This is a genomic window from Curtobacterium sp. 1310 (assembly GCF_017834105.1).
Classification (GTDB): Bacteria; Actinomycetota; Actinomycetes; order Actinomycetales; family Microbacteriaceae; genus Curtobacterium.
In genome coordinates this window covers 19,112-35,372 of record NZ_JAFICY010000007.1, presented here as the reverse complement: position 1 = coordinate 35,372, position 16,261 = coordinate 19,112, and the positions used below count along the sequence as shown (strand labels likewise).

The 16,261-nt window shown below is 73.5% G+C and carries 8 protein-coding genes; all 8 read right to left on the bottom strand.

What is annotated here, in order from left to right:
• Positions 1-31: 31 nt before the first annotated feature.
• The 8 genes from JOD95_RS14765 to JOD95_RS14730 all read right to left on the bottom strand — a co-directional run bounded on the left by JOD95_RS14765 (position 32) and on the right by JOD95_RS14730 (position 16,211).
• Positions 32-1,819, bottom strand: a complete 1,788-nt coding sequence (locus JOD95_RS14765) for a sulfite reductase subunit alpha (protein ID WP_209685776.1) — start codon at positions 1,817-1,819, stop codon at positions 32-34.
• Complete coding sequence (locus JOD95_RS14760) at positions 1,816-7,380, bottom strand: glutamate synthase-related protein (RefSeq protein ID WP_209685774.1); 5,565 nt, start codon at positions 7,378-7,380, stop codon at positions 1,816-1,818. Before JOD95_RS14760 ends, JOD95_RS14765 begins: the two co-directional genes overlap by 4 nt.
• 413 nt (positions 7,381-7,793) lie before the next feature.
• Positions 7,794-9,128, bottom strand: a complete 1,335-nt coding sequence (locus JOD95_RS14755; protein ID WP_209685772.1) for a glycosyltransferase — start codon at positions 9,126-9,128, stop codon at positions 7,794-7,796.
• Positions 9,129-9,204: 76 nt separating this feature from the next.
• The gene (locus tag JOD95_RS14750) at positions 9,205-9,555 is read right to left on the bottom strand and encodes a hypothetical protein (protein WP_066656002.1); all 351 of its coding nucleotides are present in this window, start codon (positions 9,553-9,555) and stop codon (positions 9,205-9,207) included.
• Between the two features lie 112 nt (positions 9,556-9,667).
• Positions 9,668-11,287 (bottom strand): cell wall metabolism sensor histidine kinase WalK, encoded by a 1,620-nt coding sequence (locus tag JOD95_RS17010; protein WP_209685770.1) that lies wholly within the window; start codon positions 11,285-11,287, stop codon positions 9,668-9,670.
• Positions 11,284-12,006: a response regulator transcription factor gene (locus JOD95_RS14740; protein WP_209685768.1), complete on the bottom strand. Its 723-nt coding sequence runs from the start codon at positions 12,004-12,006 to the stop codon at positions 11,284-11,286. The genes JOD95_RS17010 and JOD95_RS14740 overlap by 4 nt, the downstream gene beginning before the upstream one ends.
• A 52-nt stretch (positions 12,007-12,058) precedes the next feature.
• The gene (locus JOD95_RS14735) at positions 12,059-14,284 is read right to left on the bottom strand and encodes a glycosyltransferase family 39 protein (protein WP_245172472.1); all 2,226 of its coding nucleotides are present in this window, start codon (positions 14,282-14,284) and stop codon (positions 12,059-12,061) included.
• Positions 14,285-14,348: 64 nt separating this feature from the next.
• Positions 14,349-16,211 carry a glycoside hydrolase family 2 protein gene (locus JOD95_RS14730; RefSeq protein WP_209685764.1) on the bottom strand — a complete coding sequence of 621 codons (1,863 nt, stop codon included), beginning with the start codon at positions 16,209-16,211 and terminating at the stop codon, positions 14,349-14,351.
• Positions 16,212-16,261 lie beyond the last annotated feature (50 nt).

Below are 16,261 nucleotides of genomic sequence, written 5' to 3'. Positions count from 1 at the left end.
CGGCCGGGGCACGCCTCGGCGGCGGCGCCGCTCAGTACACGTCGCGGACGTAGCGCTTCGCGCGCCGCAGGTCCGCCAGGTACGCCTGCGCGTCGTCGTCCCCGCGGCCCCGACCGGTCGCGATGACCTCCAGGAGGGCCTGCTCGACGTCCTTCGCCATGCGCGAGGCGTCGCCGCACACGTACACGTGCGCGCCGTCCTCGAGCCACCGGAAGAGCTCCGCCGCCTGCTCGCGCATCCGCGTCTGCACGTAGACCTTCTCGGCCTGGTCGCGCGAGAACGCCAGGTCGAGCCGGGTGAGCACGCCCGACGCCTGCATCGCGGTGAGCTCGTCCTCGTACACGAAGTCGGTCTCGCGGTGCTGGTCGCCGAAGAACAGCCAGTTCCGCCCGGTCGCACCGGCCGCTGCCCGCTCGTGCAGGAACCCGCGGAACGGGGCGATGCCGGTGCCGGGGCCGATCATCACCATCGGGGCGTCGCCGTCGGCGGGGACCCCGAACGCGGCGTTCGGCTGGAGGTACACGTCGACCTCACCGTCGGCCTGCACCCGGTCGGCCAGGTACGTCGACGCGACGCCGGCGTGGGACCGGCGCGCGTCGCCGTAGCGGACGGACGCGATCGTCAGGTGGATGCGGTCCGGGTGCGCCAGCGGGCTCGACGAGATCGAGTACTGCCGCGCCTGCAGCCCGCGGAGGTTCGGGAGCAGCTCCTCCATCGACGGCGCCGCGGTACCGGCGTCCCGGAGCAGGTCGAGGACGTCGCGGCCCCAGAGCCACCGGTCGAGCTCGTGCTTGTCCCCGTGCGACACGACCGCCGCGAGCTCCGACGCCGGTGCGCGCTGCACGAGGTCGGCCACGAGGTCCTTCGACGGCGTCCGGATCTCGCGCTCGGTGCGCAGGACCTCGGCGAGCGGCCGTCCGTCGAACGCGGCGGCCCCGTCGGCCCCGAGGTGCTCGAGCAGCTGGTCGACGAGCGCGGGGTCGTTGTGCGGTACCACCGCGAGGGCGTCGCCGGCGCGGTACTCGATGCCCGAGGTGCCGAGGTCGAACTCGACGTGCCGGATCTCCTTCGCGCTGCGCGGCGAGGAGAGCAGCCGGTTCACGACGAGCGGGGCTCGGTACGGGTTGCGCTTGTTCCACTGCGATCCCGGCCGGGAGGCGCGGCCCGCTTCCGACGCGCCCGCTGCGGCGGACGACGTGGTCGCGGCTGCGGCGGGGCCGTCCGCCCCGGGCTGCGCTCCGGCCTCGGCCGCCAGCCGGTCGAGGACCGCCGCGCTCCAGAGCGCCGCGGGGTCCTCGAAGTCGACGTCGCAGTCGACGCGGTCGTGGATGCGGGTCGCGCCGAGCTGCTCGAACCGCAGGTCGAGGAGCTTCCCGGCCTGGCAGAACTCGTCGTAGCTCGTGTCGCCGAGCCCGAGCACCGCGTACTGCAGCCCCTCGAGCCGGGGGACCGTCGAGGCCTGGACCGCGTCCCAGAACAGGCCGGCGTTGTCGGGCATCTCGCCCTCGCCGTACGTCGAGGTGACGACGAGCACGTGCGACATCCCGGCGAGCTGCTCCGGCGTCACGGCGTCGAGCGGTGTCGCCCGTCCGCCGAGCCCGCGCGCCTTCGCGCCGGTGACGAGCTCGTCGGCGAGGAACTCGGCGTTGCCGGTCTGCGTCCCGAAGAGCACGTCCACCGTCGTGGTCGGGGCACCGCCGGTGGCACGCTTGCCCGCGGCCGCGATGCCGGCGATGAACCCGGCGAGCCACGACTCCTGCGCTGCCGAGAACGGGGCGTCGACCGGGATCAGCTGCCCGGTGGGGGGAAGCGTGCTCATGCCGACACCGCCTCGACGGGGGCCTGCGGGGCGCGGGCGGCGATGTCCTCGAGCGCCGCGGTCGCGAGCAGCTCGTCGAAGCGGGCGGCGCGGACACGGCCGGCGTTCTTGGCGTTCTGGTGCATGATCCACCCCGTGGTACCGGGCATGTCCGCGCTGCGGTTGTTCCGCTGTGCGAGGGCACGCTTGGCGTCGTCGAGCCGCTTGACGGCGATGAGGGTCGCGAGCTCGTCGTCGGCGAACCGGTCGAACGTGCCGCGGAGGTACTTCACGACGCGCTGCTTCACCTGGAAGTCCTCGGTCAGGACGAGGTTCCGCACCGCCTCGGTCACCCGGGGGTCGCTCGGCGCGGCACCGGGCACACGTTCCTGCGCGACGTCCTGCGCCACCCCGAGCACCGTGTACGACGACAGCAGCGAGAACGTGTCCTCGCCCTGGTCACCCAGCGCCGGAGCGCGGCCGTCGAGCACCGTCCGCTGGTCGCGGTAGTCCACCTTGAACGCCCGGAGCTTGTCCGTCGCCACCGAGGTCGCGAGCTCGTCGAGGAGCTCGTTCCGCGTCGCGGCGGCGAGGATCTCGTCGGCGTCCTGGCTGAGCAGGAGCGCGCGCGGCATCCCGACGAACACGTGCTCGCGAGTGGTCGCCCAGTCCGCGAGCAGCCGCTCGGCGAGGGCGGACCCGGTGGCCTCGAGGTGCCACTCGAGCAGCAGCTTCGCCGCGGCCTCGTGGAACGCACCGCGCTCGGTCTCCGTGACGGGGAAGACGAGGAGCGAGTCGGTGCTCGCGCGCTCGGCCACCGCTCCCGACGGGTCGTACTGGTACAGGAACCCGCCGGACATGCCGTTGCCGAGGCCCTTGCCGTGGCCGCCGAGGTTGAGCACGGCGCCGCCGGTCATGTACTCGCAGCCGAAGTCGCCGAGGCCCTCCACCACCGCCGTCGCGCCCGAGTTCCGGACGGCGAACCGGTCGCCGGCCTCGCCCTCGACGAACGTGCGTCCGCCGGTGGCGCCGAACAGCGCGAAGTTGCCGACGAGGACGTTGCCGCCGCGCTCGGCGCTCCCGCCGCCCGGGGCACGGACGACGATGCGTCCGCCGGACTGGCTCTTGCCGACACCGTCGTTCGCCGTGCCGGTGTGCTCGAGCGTCGTGCCGTCGTTCGTGAAGACGCCGTACGACTGCCCGGCAGCGCCGTGGGTGCGGACCGTCACCGCGCCGTCGACCAGGCGACGGCGACCGCGGTCGTCGGTGGTGACCGCCGGGTGGCCCGACAGGTCGACGTCCCGCAGCTCGTGGTTGAGGAGGCGCTCGACGTCGATCCCGAGCTGCCCGCCGACCGACTTGTCGGCGTTGCCCAGGCCGATGCCGTCCACGGTCAGCGCGTGCTCGTGCCCGTCGACGAGCGCGGCCCGCACCTGGTCGATCAGGGCGTCGTCGGTGCGGTAGTCCTTCTCGAGGTACTCGGGGTCGGTGACGACCTTCTCGGGCACCTGCGCGAGCAGGTTCCGCACGTCCAGCCGGCCGACGGACGCCGGGTGGTCGAGGAGCTGCAGCAGGTCGGTGCGACCCCGGGCCTCGCGGAGGGACTGCAGGCCGAGGCGCGCGAGGATCTGCCGGACGTCGTGCGCGATGTTGAGCAGGTACTGCGCGAGCGCTCGGGGGTCGCCCTCGAAGGCCTCCGCGTTCGTGGTCAGGCCCGCCGGGCACTTCACGTTGCAGTTCTTCGCCATCACGCAACCGAGCATCATGAGCGCGGTCGTGCCGAACTCGAACGAGTCCCCGCCGAGCAGCGCGCTCGTGACGACGTCCGAGCCGGTCTGGTGCGCACCGGAGCAGCGGAGCGTGACCTTCTGGCGCAGGCCGTTCGCGACGAGGGCCTGGTGCACCTCGGCCACACCGATCTCCGCGGAGCGTCCGGCGTACTTCAGGCTCGTGACGGCCGCGGCGCCGGTGCCGCCGGTGTTGCCCGCGACGTTGATGACGTCCGCGCCGGCCTTCGCGACGCCGACCGCGATCGTGCCGATGCCCTCGGAGGACACGAGCTTCACGACCACGCGGACTCGGGCGGCCTTGCAGTCGTGGATGAGCTGCGCGAGGTCCTCGATCGAGTACGTGTCGTGGTGCGGCGGCGGCGAGATGAGCTCGACGCCGGGCGTCCCACCCCGGGCCGCGGCGATGTCCACCGTGACCTTGGGTGCGGGGAGCTGCCCGCCCTCGCCGGGCTTCGCGCCCTGGCCGATCTTGATCTCGAGCTCCTCGAGCATCGGGTCGGCCAGGTAGCCCGCCCAGATGCCGAACCGACCCGAGGCGAACTGCTTGATGCGCGAGCCGCGGATCGTGCCGTAGCGGGAGTGGTGCTCGCCGCCCTCGCCCGAGTTCGACATGCCGCCGACCATGTTCGTGCCGTGGGCGACGGCCTCGTGTGCGGTCGCGACGAGGGCGCCGTGGCTCATCGCACCGGACGCCAGGGTCCGGGTGACCTCGTGCGCGGGCTGGACCTCGGCCACGTCGACGCTCGCCGGTGCCTGCTGCAGCAGGCCGAGCAGGTCGGCGGCCGCACCGGTGGCGCGCAGCGTCACCCGATCGTCGGCGACGACGTCGACGTCGACCGTGCCGGGGTGCAGCAGGGCGAGCCCGTCCGCGAGGGCCCGGTGGCGCAGTGCGCCCGTGGGCCCCGTCGAGGTGAGCCGCAGGGTGAAGCGGGTCGTGCCTCCCGGCAGGGCGTCCTCCGAGGAAGACCGCGAGCCGGACAGCCCGCGCACCGTGATGCTCGCGTTCCCGGTGGTCGAGAAGCGGCCGAGCTCGCGCGCGAAGTCCGACGCCTCGTCGATGCCGGTGACGTCCGCGGGCAGGGCGAGCACGTCGCGCAGGGCCGCCGGGCGGCGGGAACGCTCGTCGTGCGTGGTCTGCAGGAACGTGACGTAGCCCGGCGTGATGCGGTGCGCGTCGATCTCGGCGTCGCTCAGCCGGTCGTAGCCGGTGTTCCGGTACGCCGTGTCCGAGATGCCGAACGAGTCGTCGAGCTGCCGGAGCGTGAGCAGCCGCAGCGCGTCGGAGTCACCGGAGCGCTCGAAGGCCGGGCGCTCCTCGGTCATGCCGCCGAAGCCGCGGACGCTCGCGACGCCGAACGAGTGTCCGGCGCCGTCCGACCGCTCCTTGAACAGGCCGAGCAGGGGGACCTGGCCCTCGGTGGCGACCGAGCGCGCGCGCTCGTGCCACTCGGTGGACGCCTGGGCGATGCGGGCGAAGCCGACACCGCCGACCGGAGCGGCCATGTGCGGGAAGACCCGGGCGAACAGGTCGTCGCCGGTGTCGAGGTAGTTCGGCTCGAAGAACTCGCCGCCGATGTAGCTCTCGGCGGTGCACAGGCCGACGCGGCCCATCGTCTTCGCCAGCGCCTTCTCGGCCGCCTTGCGGAAGCGCTCGAGGGCGGCATCCGTCTCGGTGAGCTCGCCGGCGGGTGCGGGGGCGGCGGGGTACTTCTCCTCCGCGCGGAGCCGGGCGGACAGGCTGTACACGGCCGAGGCCCCGAAGCCCAGGGCGGTGGCCACGTGGTGCGAGGACGGCAGCTGGCCGGACTCGGCGACCACGGACACGCGCAGGCGCAGACCGGTCTCGATGAGCCGCTGGTTGACGGCGGCGACGGCGAGGATCACGGGGAGGGGTGCGTGCGTCGACGACACCGAGCGGTCGGTCAGGACCGCGATCCCGCCCTGGCGCTCGGCGAAGGCCACGACGGCACCGGCGAGCCGTTCGGTCGCGGTACGGACGGCGTCCGCGTTCGCCTGCTCGTCGTCGACGACCGGCACGTAGAGCATGTCGAACCGTTCGAGCGGCACGATCGTCTGGTCGCGCAGGCGGACCATGTCGAGGTGCCCGAGGACGGGGGAGTCCACGACGATCTGCCGGCTCGACGTGCCGGACGCGCTGCCCGTACCGTCCGGCTTGCTGCCGAGGGCGACCCGCATCGACATGCCGTCGGCCTCGCGGATCGAGTCGAGCGGCGGGTTCGTCACCTGGGCGAAGCGCTGCGAGAAGTACTTCGCCATGCCGCCCTCGGTGTCGCTCAGCGCGTTGATGGCGTTGCCGTAGCCCATCGCCGAGATGCGCTCCGAGCCGGTGGCGAGCATCGGGTCGAGCATGAACCGGAAGCTCTCCTGGTTCAGCGAGTACGCCACGTAGCGGCCCGCGAGCGACAGGTCGCCGTCGTAGCCGAGCGTGCTGGTGCCGCGGTCGTAGGCCGGCGCCGGCAGGTCGTCGAGGTGCACGCGGGCGGCGTCGAGCAGCGTCCCGTAGTCGCGACGGGCGGCGAGCATCCGCAGGACCTCGTCCGTGCGCATCACCGACCCGGTGCGGTGGTCGACGACGAGCATGCCGCCGGCCTCGATGCGACCGCGGTGCACGACCTCGTCGGCCGGGAACGTCACCTGGCCGGACTCGGACGCCACCATGAGGTACTCGTCCGTCTGCACGGTCCGCAGGGGACGGAGCCCCAGTCGGTCGAGCCGTGCGCCGACGACGTCGCCGTCGCTGAAGATCACCGCGGCCGGGCCGTCGTTCTTCTCCTCGTACAGCGAGAAGTACTCGAGCATGTCCCGGACGTCGGCCGTCAGGGTGCGGTCGTTCTCCCACGCCGGCGGCATGAGCGTGACGACGGCCTCGACGATCTCGAGCCCGTCGTCGAACACGCGGCTCTGCAGGGTCTGGTCGAGCCGGCTCGAGTCCGACTGTCCGGGAGGCCGGACGATGCTGCGGGTGCGGGCGGCGGCGAGTGCCTCGTCCGACAGCCGGTTCTTCCGGTCGGTGTTGAGCTCACCGTTGTGCGCCATCAACCGGAACGGCTGCGCCATGGTCGGGTGCGGCTCGGTGTTCGTCGAGAACCGCGTGTGGAAGTAGAGCGTGCGCACCGAGTGCCGCGGGTCCGTGAGGTCGCGGAAGTACGAGATCACCTCGCCCGAGTTCAGCCGGCCCTTGAGGATCTGCGTGCGGGCACTGAGCGACAGCGGGTAGAGCGCGGCGTGCGGGGCACGGGCCTCGGCCGCCTGCGTGTAGGACACGCGCTCGACGGCGAGCAGGGCGCGGTTCGCCGCGGCGTCGACGTCGGTGCGGGACCACCCCTCGGGCGCGCGGAACACCCACTGCACGATCGGCAGCTGGTACTGCTCGGCCTCGGGACGGGCGACCGAGTGGTCGACGGGGACGTCGCGGACGAGCAGCAGCGCGAAGCCCTCGTGCTCGATCGCGTCGGTCACGGTCTGCACGGCGGCGGCACGCTCGTCGGGGTCGGCCGGCACGAAGCAGTTCGCGACGCCGAAGTGCCCGGCGACGAGCTCCTCGCCGGTGATCGCGCTGAAGAACTCCACCGACAGGTCGATGCTCACGCCGGCGCCGTCACCGACGCCCTCGGCGGACTTGCCGCCCCGGTGCGGGATCGAGCAGAGCGCTTCGTCACCGCGGACGATGACGTCGTGGGTCGGCACCCCGTCGAGGCGGGTGATGAAGCCGACGCCGCAGTCGCTCGACTCGCGGGCAGGGTCGTACAGACCGAAGGGGGAGGGGTTCACGTGCGGGTCCAGTGGGGCTCAGCCGGCAGCGGACGGCCAGGGCTGCATCGGTGGAGCGCTCGCCGCGGGCGGACCGGTGGTGGCGGTCGTGGCCCTGTGTGGGGGTGGTGCGGTGAGCCGATGCTACGGCTTGGTATACCGCGGGTGCAACAGACCGGCCGGACGGGAGGCGCGGGGCGGTCCGGCCACGCGCCTCCCGTCCGGTGCGCGGCCGGTTCCGGTGCGGGTGCCGGTGCCGGTGCCGGTCTCGGTGCCGGTGCCGTTCTGCTCCCGCGGTTCCGTCTGCTTGCGCACAACCGGAAGCACGTCGCGCCACGGGGTCCCGTGGCGCGACGTGCTTCCGGTTGTGCCGCGAGCGCCGTGCCGCGAGCGCGGTGCCGCGAGCTTCGCGGCGCGCCGCCTGCTGCGGCGGCTCAGGCCGCCGGCTCGTCGACCCGCCGGGTCGCCGCCGCGGCGGTCGCCGTCGTCGCGATCGGGCCGGCAGCGTCGGCGACGGCTGCCGTGGGGCCGCCGGGGCGCACGAGCACGGGACGCCGCCTCGTGCGGAACACCCACGCCTTGAAGAGGACGAAGCGCACCAGGGTCGCGACGAGGTTCGCGCCGGTGAGCACCAGGACCTCGGCGCCGTGCGACGCCCCGGGCACGGTCGTGTGCAGCAGGACGAGCGACCCGGCGGTGATCGCCCAGGCGATGCCGAACACGACGAGTCCCTGCACGTGGTGGACGCCGGCCCCCGCCCGCCCTCGGACTCCGAAGGTGAAGCGGCGGTTCAGTGCGGTGTTGCCGATCGCCGTGATGAGCAGCGCGAGGAAGTCCGCCGTCTGCGCTCCGATCGCGGGACGGAACAGTGCGTAGAGCAGCGCGAAGGCGACCGTGGACAGCACGCCGATGGTCCCGAAGCGCAGGAGCTGACCGACGATCCCCACGTGCGGTGTCGTGAAGGGCTGCCGGCCGATGGCGTCGTACACCGGGTCGATCGGGATGCGCCCGGTCGCGAGCCCCCGGGAGACCCGCCACATGCCCTTGAGGTCCTCGGCTGCGGTCGACGCGATGTGCACCGAGGAGTCCACGTCGTCGACCCAGTCGACCGGGACCTCGTGGACGCGCAGCCCCGCGTGCTCGGCGAGCACCAGGAGCTCGGTGTCGAAGAACCACGCGTCGTCCTCGCAGAGGGGCAGCAGGTGGTCGGCGGCCTGGCGGGTGATCGCCTTGAACCCGCACTGGGCGTCGGAGAACGACACGCCCATCGTGCTGCGGAGGAGCAGGTTGTACGAGCGGGAGATGAACTCGCGCTTGCCGCCGCGCACGACCCGGGAGGACCCCGCGAGCCGCGTGCCGATCGCCACGTCGGAGTGGCCGGAGAGCAGCGGTGCGACGAGCGGTTCGAGCGCCGCGAGGTCGGTCGACAGGTCCTCGTCCACGTAGACGAGCACGGCGGCCGGGGATGCTGCCCAGACCGCCTTGAGGGCGCGGCCGCGACCCTTGAGCGGCAGGTGGACGGCGTGCACCTCGGGCAGCATCGCGGCGAGGTCGTCGGCGATGCGCCCGGTGTCGTCGGTCGAGGCGTTGTCGGCGATCGTGATGCGCCAGGTGTGCGGCAACGACGTCCGGCAGAAGTGGTGCAGACGTCGGACGTGGGCGGCGAGCGTGCCCTGCTCGTCGTGGCAGGGCACGACGATGTCGATGTCGAGCGCGGTGCTGCTGTCGAGCGGGGTGCTGCGGTCGTGGGGGGTGGCTGCTTCCGTCATGCCGTCCAGGCTCGGCAGCGCGTCGATGCGGACCGCAGCAGCACCCTGTGGTGCCCCTAAGAAGCGGTCGGAGGGCTCAGCCGGTGACGCCGAGCACGATCTGCACGATCGCGACGACGGCGAGCGCCGCGATCGGCACGCCCGCGATCCAGAGCCCCGCGCGCGTCTGCGTCCGCCGGATCGTCGGCATCGCGTGCGAGGTCTGCGCGAAGCGGGTCGCGGCGACGAGCTCGGGGGCGGCGGCCGGCGGCTCGGGTTCGGGCTGGGGTCGGTCGTCCTCGAACGCGGGGACCTCGACGACCAGGTCCTCGGGTCGGGCACGCTCCGGCAGGCGGGTGAACCGCTGGTCCGTCCCGCGCGGGTCACCGTCCCGCAGGTCGCCGCTGCGCAGGTCGCCGTCCCGCAGGTCGCCGTGTCGCTGGTCCATCGCGTTCCCCTTCCGCCGGTGCCCGCAGCGTACCCGTGGCAGACGAGGAAGCGGGAGCGGGTACGCGTGACGATCCTGGTTCGCGGTCCGCGGGGATCGTGCACCGGGATCGTCAGGCGTCGGATCGGTTGCCGACCTCCGGCAGGTCGACCGTGAACGCGGTCCGTCCCGGCTCCGACACGACCCGGACGCTCCCACCGTGTGCGGTCACGACCGCGCGGACGATCGCCAGTCCGAGGCCGCTCGTCCCGTGCTCCCGCGAGCGGGACGACGAGCCCCGGGTGAAGCGGTCGAACAGCACCGGCAGGACCTCGGCGTCGATCGGGGGTCCGTCGTTCGCCACGACCAGCCGTGCGAGCCCACCCGTCGCGGCCTCGTCGCCCCCGGTGCACGGGACCCGTTGCAGCGACACCACGACGGTCGTCCCCGCCGGGGTGTGCGTCCGCGCGTTCGCGAGCAGGTTCGTGACGGCGCGCCGCAGCTGCCCCGGGTCGCCGGACACCGTCAGCGGGTGGTCGTCGGCGAGCTGCAGCATCCACCGGTGGTCGGGTGCGGTGGCTCGTGCGTCCATCACGGCCTCGACCACCGTGGCGGTGAGGTCGACCTCCTCGTGCACCGTCCCGGGCCGGGCGGCGAGGGCCGCGGCGTCGGGCGCCGGGCCGTCGGGCGCCGCGCCGTCGTGTGTCGCTGCGTCGGGTGCCGCGCCGTCGTGTGTGGCGGCGTCGAGCCGGGCGAGCAGCAGGAGCTCCTCGACGAGGTCGCCCATCCGCACCGCCTCGCGGCCGATCCGCTCGGCGTTCCGCTGCAGCGCTGCGACGTCCTGCGAACCGGCCGACAGCTCGGCGTAGGCGCGGACGGTCGCGATCGGCGTGCGCAGCTCGTGCGAGGCGTCGGCGACGAAGGTGCGCATGCCCCGCTCGGCGTCCCGTCGGACGGTCAGTGCGCGGCCGACGTGGCCGAGCAGCCGGTTGAGCGCGGTGCCGACCTGTCCGACCTCGCGGCTGACCACGAGGTCCGCGGAGGGCACCCGGGCGGCGATGTCGGCGTCTCCGCGTTCGAGGTCCAGCGCGGTGACGCTCGACGCGACGGAGGCGACCCGCTCGAGCGGACGCAGCGATCGTCGGACGGCCAGGGTCAGCGCCCACGCCGCGACGAGGAGTGCGAGCAGCGTGGTGCTCCCGATGACGACGACGAGTCGGACGACCGACGCGCGCAGGTCCCCGAGGGGCAGCGCCGTCACGAAGACGTCGCCGCCGCGGGTGACCGCCTGCGCCCGGTACGCCCCGAGCGACCCCAGCGAGACCGTCGTGGGGGTCGCATCCGGTGCGACGTCCGCGAGCACGGTCTCCTGCGCTCGGCTGAGACCGTGCTGCTCGCCGGCACCGTCCGTGTACCCGGCGAGCACGGCGTCACCGTCGCGCAGGACCGCCACGACGGTGTCGGCCGCCTGCCCCGGCGCCCCGATGAACCGGTTGTCCGGGTCCTGCTGACCGCCGGAGGACTCCGGGGGCGGTCCGGACGGCGGCTGCCCGCCCGGGGTCCGGCCCGCCGCCGTCGCCAGCTCCGCGTCGAGCCGTCCGACCAGGTACTCGCGGTACGCGATCACGGTCACCGCGCCGACGACGACGTTCGTCGCGACGAGCAGCAGCGCCACGGCTCCGACGATCCGCCAGCGCAGCGACGGGGTGCGCACCGGTCGGGAGGCACGCCCCGCCCCGTCGGGACGGCTCACGTCGTCGGCCGCAGCACGTAACCGGCGCCCCGGACCGTCTGCAGCATCGGATCGCGTCCGGCGTCGAGCTTCCGCCGCAGGTACGAGACGTACATGTCGACGAGGTTCGACGACGTGCCGAAGTCCATGCCCCACACGCTCGCCAGGATCTGCTCGCGGGACAGCACCCGGTTCGCGTTCCGGGCGAGGTGGCGGAGGAGCTCGTACTCGGTCGGCGTGAGCTCGATCGGCTCGCCGTCGCGCAGCACCGAGCGGTCCTCCTCGTCGAGCCGGAGGTCGCCGACCACGACCGCGGACGACCCCGGTGCCGCGACCACCTGCGGTGCGGTCCGGGCCAGGATACGGGCACGGACGAGCAGCTCGTCGATGCCGAAGGGCTTCGTCAGGTAGTCGTCGCCGCCGCCGGTGAGTCCGGCGAGCCGGTCCTCGGGGGCGTCCCGGGCGGTGAGGAACAGCACCCGCACGGGGTCCCGGGCGTCCCGGAGCCGCTCGAGCACCTCGAAGCCGTCGATGTCCGGCAGCATCACGTCGAGCACGACCACGTCGGGCAGGAACTCCCGCGCCGCGAAGAGCACGTCCCGTCCGCGGTGCACCGCCCGTACGGCCCAGCCGTCGCCCTCGAACGCGAGGGCGACGGCATCGGCCAAGGCGTGCTCGTCGTCGACGACGAGGACCCGGACGGGGCTGCCGTCGGTGCGTCGGAGTGGTCGGTCCGCCATGCACCGGAGCCTAGCCACCGCCGTGTCCTCGTCGTCGGTCACGTCGATGCCGTCACTTCGATGCGCTCAGGTCGTAGACGGTCTGGCCGCCGACCGTGGTCGCCTCGTAGTGCGCGGCGACCCACTCCTGGATCGCGCTCGCGGTCGACGAGCCGCCACCCATCCCGCCGCCGGAGCCCGAGGACACGTAGTAGCCGACGTCACCGGCCGCGACCCAGGCCTGGAACTCGGCCAGGGTCGGCGCGGGGTCGCTCGACCAGCCGCCGATGGCCATCACGGCGGTGTCGGTGTCGAGCTCGAGCTGCGCGGCCGACTGCGAGCCGTTCACCGCGGCCGACCACTTCGCGTCCGAGGCGGCGAGCAGCTTCGTCAGTGCCGACGACGTCGTCACACCGCCACCACCCATCCCGCCGCCGCCGGTCGGGGCACCGTCCTCCGAGGTCGCGGAGCCGGAGCCGGAGCCGGAACTGCCCGGCATCGTCGGGACGCCGTCGCCCGTCCCCGCAGGAGCCGAGCCGGTCGGCGCTTGCCCGCCGCTGTCCGGGCCCTGCCGGGAGCCGTCCGTCCCGTCCTGCTGCGTGCCCTGCCCGCCCGGGCCGCCACCGTCCTGGGAGCCGTCCGTCTGCGTGCCGTCAGTCGACCCGCCGGGGCCTCCCGCGCCTCCCGGCTGTCCACCGCCACCGCCGCCGGGGAATCCTGCTGCGCCGCCCGTCCCACCGGAGCCGCTGCCCGCCGGGCCGACGCTCGGGATGGACCCGGAGTGCGCGACGGTCGTCGTGGCGAGCGCGTACGCGGTCGTGCCGGTCAGCCCGAACAGAGTGCCGGCGAGGACGCCGACGGTGACGGCCTTCCGGAGGGTGGGCACGCTGCCGACGACGATCGCCGCGGCGGACAGGAGCCCACCGGCGAGCACCACCCATCGGAGCCAGGGCAGCCAGGTCGGGTCCTCGTTCAGCAGGCACCAGCTCCAGAACGCCGTCCCGCCGACCATCGCGGCGAGGCCGAGGCGACCGGTGACACGCTCGCGGGCGTGCCAGAGGAGCGCACCACCGGTGCCGACCAGGCCGGCGATCGCCGGGGCGAGCGCGACCGTGTAGTACGGGTGGATCGTGCCGGACATGAACGAGAAGACCAGACCGGTGACGATCAGCCAGCCGCCCCACAGCACCAGACCGGCGCGTGCCGGATCGGCGAGGTGCCGACGACCGACGACCACCAGGCCGAGGACGAGCGCGACGAGCGCGGCGGGCAGGAGCCAGGAGATCTCGAGGCCCATCTCGGACGAGAACAGGCGGTCCAACCCGGTCGCACCGCCGAACGACGAGCCCGCGGTGCCGCCTCCGCCCATGCCGCCCCCGCCGCCGCCGTTGCCCGAGCCGCCGAAGATGCGACCGAGGCCGTTGTAGCCGAACACCAGGTCGAGGACCGTGTTGTCCGTCGACCCACCGATGTACGGGCGCGACTCCGCGGGCCACAGCGCCACGGCGACCACCCACCACCCCGCGGACACGACGAGCGAGACCGCGGCGATGCCGAGGCCGATCGCGCGCCGGCCCCAGCTCGTGCGTGCGGCGAACAGGTACACGAGGCCGAACGCCGGCAGGACGAGCAGGCCCTGCAGCATCTTCGTCAGGAACGCGAAGCCGAGGGCGACACCGGCGAGGGCGATCCACCGCCAGCTGCCCCTCGGGAGCGCCCGGACGGTGCAGTACGCGCCCGCGGTCATGAGCAGGACGAGGAGCGCGTCCGGGTTGTCGAAGCGGAACATCAGCGCGGCGGCCGGGGTCGCGGCGACGACGAAGCCGGCGAGCAGCGCACCGACGTTCGCGGTCGTCGCACCGAGGCGGGCGAGGGTCCGCCGGACCGTGCCCCACACCAGGGCGACGGAGCCGACGGCCATGAGCGCCTGGGGGAGCAGCAGGCTGGTCGACGAGAAGCCGAACACCCGGGCGGACAGCACCATCACCCACAGCGAGGCCGGGGGCTTGTCGACGGTGATGAAGTTCGACGAGTCGAGGGAGCCGAAGAAGAACGCCTCCCAGGACTTCGTGCCGGCCTGCACGGCGGCGGCGTAGAAGCTGTTCGCGTACCCGGAGATGCTGAGGTCCCACAGGTACACGACGGCGGTCAGGACGAGGAGCGCCCAGAACGCCGGGCGGAGCCAGCGGGCGTCCTCGCGCTCGCCGGCGAACAGACGGGCGGCAGCCGGGCGGCGCATCGGCGCTCCCGGGTGCGCTCGGTCGTGACGGTCGGTCACGGGGATCGGGTACGTGGTCATGGCAGGGAGCATCGCCGGGCCGGGTCGGCCGTCCCGATGTGCTGCCTTGGTGCTTCCTAAGACGTCACGTGCCGGTGACCGCCCGGCGGATCTGCTCGATCGGGACCTTCGGCGTCCGGTCCGCGTGGAGCAGGCCGTTCGTCTCCTGCATCGTGTCCGTCAGCTGCGTCCAGCACGAACCGGCCAGGAACGAGCTCGCCCGGACCCCGTCGTAGAGCGCCGTGATCCGCGCCACCCAGTCGTCGCCGTCGACCGCCGCCGTGTAGCCCCAGCCCTCCGTGTGCCGACCGGCGGCCTGGTACCGGACGCCGCCGAACTCCGTGAGCATCACCGGTTGCCCGCGGTCGCCCGCGCCGCCGACGAACTGCGGGTGGCCGGACGGGGCGAGACCCTCGAGGGCGCGCGTGCGTGCCGCGTCGTCGCGGTAGGTGTCCGCGAGCACGGCGCCGTCGCCCTCGTAGTCGTGGATGGTCACGACGTCGGTGTCCTGCTGCTCCCAGCCGTCGTTCCCGATCACGGGACGGGACGGATCGAGGGCCCGGGTGAGGTCGACGAGCGCTCGCGCGTACGCCTGCTGCGCGGGGTCCGAGACGACGTGCTGGATGCCCCACGACTCGTTGAACGGGACCCAGGTGACGATCGAGGGGTGCGAAGCGTCCCGTTCGACGGCGGCTGTCCACTCCGCGGTGAGCCGGCGGACGGCCGTGGGCGAGAACTCGTACGCCGCGGGAGCCTCGCCCCAGACCATGAGGCCGAGGCGGTCGGCCCAGTAGAGGAAGCGCGGGTCCTCGATCTTCTGGTGCATGCGGGCGGCGTTGAAGCCGAGGGACCTGATCAGCTCGACCTCCTGCCGGTGCGCGAGCGGGTGCGGTGCGGCCAGGTGCGACTCCGGCCAGAACGCCTGGTCGAGCACACTGCGCACCGGGTACGGCTGCCGGTTGAGCAGGAACCGGCCACCGCCGACGCCGACCGTGCGCATGCCGAGGTAGCTGGCGACGACGTCGAGCACGGCGCCGGACGCGTCGACCAGGGTGAGGACGGCGTCGACGAGCCGCGGGGTCTCCGGCGACCACGTCAGCTCGTCCTCGGCCTGACCGTTGCGCTGCCGTGCGATCGGCACGGTGACCTCGAGGGTCGGACGGCTGGCGGTGGCGTCCCACTCGGTCGTGCCGAGGTCCTCGTCGCGCTCGTCGAAGCGGAGGGCGACCCGGAGCCGGGCACCGGCGGGCACCCGCCCACGGAAGCGGACCGACAGCGCCGTCGACGCGGGGGAGGCGGGGGTCCACCGGAGCGCGTCGATCGCGGTGGTGGGCACGGCCTCCAGCCAGACCGGCTGCCAGATGCCCGTCGTCCGGCGGTACCAGATCGCGTGGGCCTCCTCGTGCCAGTCCTGCTTGCCGCGGGGCTGCGTGACGTCGTCGGGGTCGTCCTCGGCTCGGACGACCAGCACGTGGTCGGCCCCGTCGGGGGTCTCGGCGAGCAGGCTCGTGACGTCGAACGTGAAGGGGGTGTGCCCGCCCTCGTGCTCGCCGACGAACCGGCCGTCGATCCAGACCCGGGCGCGGTGGTCGACCGCGCCGAAGTGCAGCAGGACGCGGGGCCGGTCGGTACCGTGCCCGGCCTGCACGAGCTCGTCGTGGCCGATCGTCCGGCTGTACCAGACGACCGGGTGGAACCCGGGGTCGCCGATGCCGGACGCCGTCGACTCGGGCGGGAAGGGCACCGTGATGGTCCGCGGCGACGGCACCCCGGCGACCCACCCGGCATCGCTCCCGGCGTCCTCGTCGTCGTGCCGGAACGACCAGGGGCCGCTGAGGTCGACCCAGTCCCGTCGGACCACCTGCGGCCGGGGGTACCGGCCGTCCTGCCGGCTGGCGAGGGGGACGACGGAGACGTCGGCGGAGGACACGGGGGCGACGCTGCTCATGCTCCCGCAATTTACAGCGCTGTAAACAAATCGTCAACGCTACGGTGGGC

Excerpts from the sequence above, each read along its gene's own strand:
- JOD95_RS14765 (WP_209685776.1), bottom strand. The coding sequence starts at position 1,819 with ATGAGCACGCTTCCCCCCACCGGGCAGCTGATCCCGGTCGACGCCCCG.
- JOD95_RS14755 (WP_209685772.1), bottom strand. The coding sequence starts at position 9,128 with ATGACGGAAGCAGCCACCCCCCACGACCGCAGCACCCCGCTCGACAGC.
- JOD95_RS14750 (WP_066656002.1), bottom strand. The coding sequence starts at position 9,555 with ATGGACCAGCGACACGGCGACCTGCGGGACGGCGACCTGCGCAGCGGC.
- JOD95_RS14740 (WP_209685768.1), bottom strand. The coding sequence starts at position 12,006 with ATGGCGGACCGACCACTCCGACGCACCGACGGCAGCCCCGTCCGGGTC.
- JOD95_RS14735 (WP_245172472.1), bottom strand. The coding sequence starts at position 14,284 with ATGACCACGTACCCGATCCCCGTGACCGACCGTCACGACCGAGCGCAC.
- JOD95_RS14730 (WP_209685764.1), bottom strand. The coding sequence starts at position 16,211 with ATGAGCAGCGTCGCCCCCGTGTCCTCCGCCGACGTCTCCGTCGTCCCC.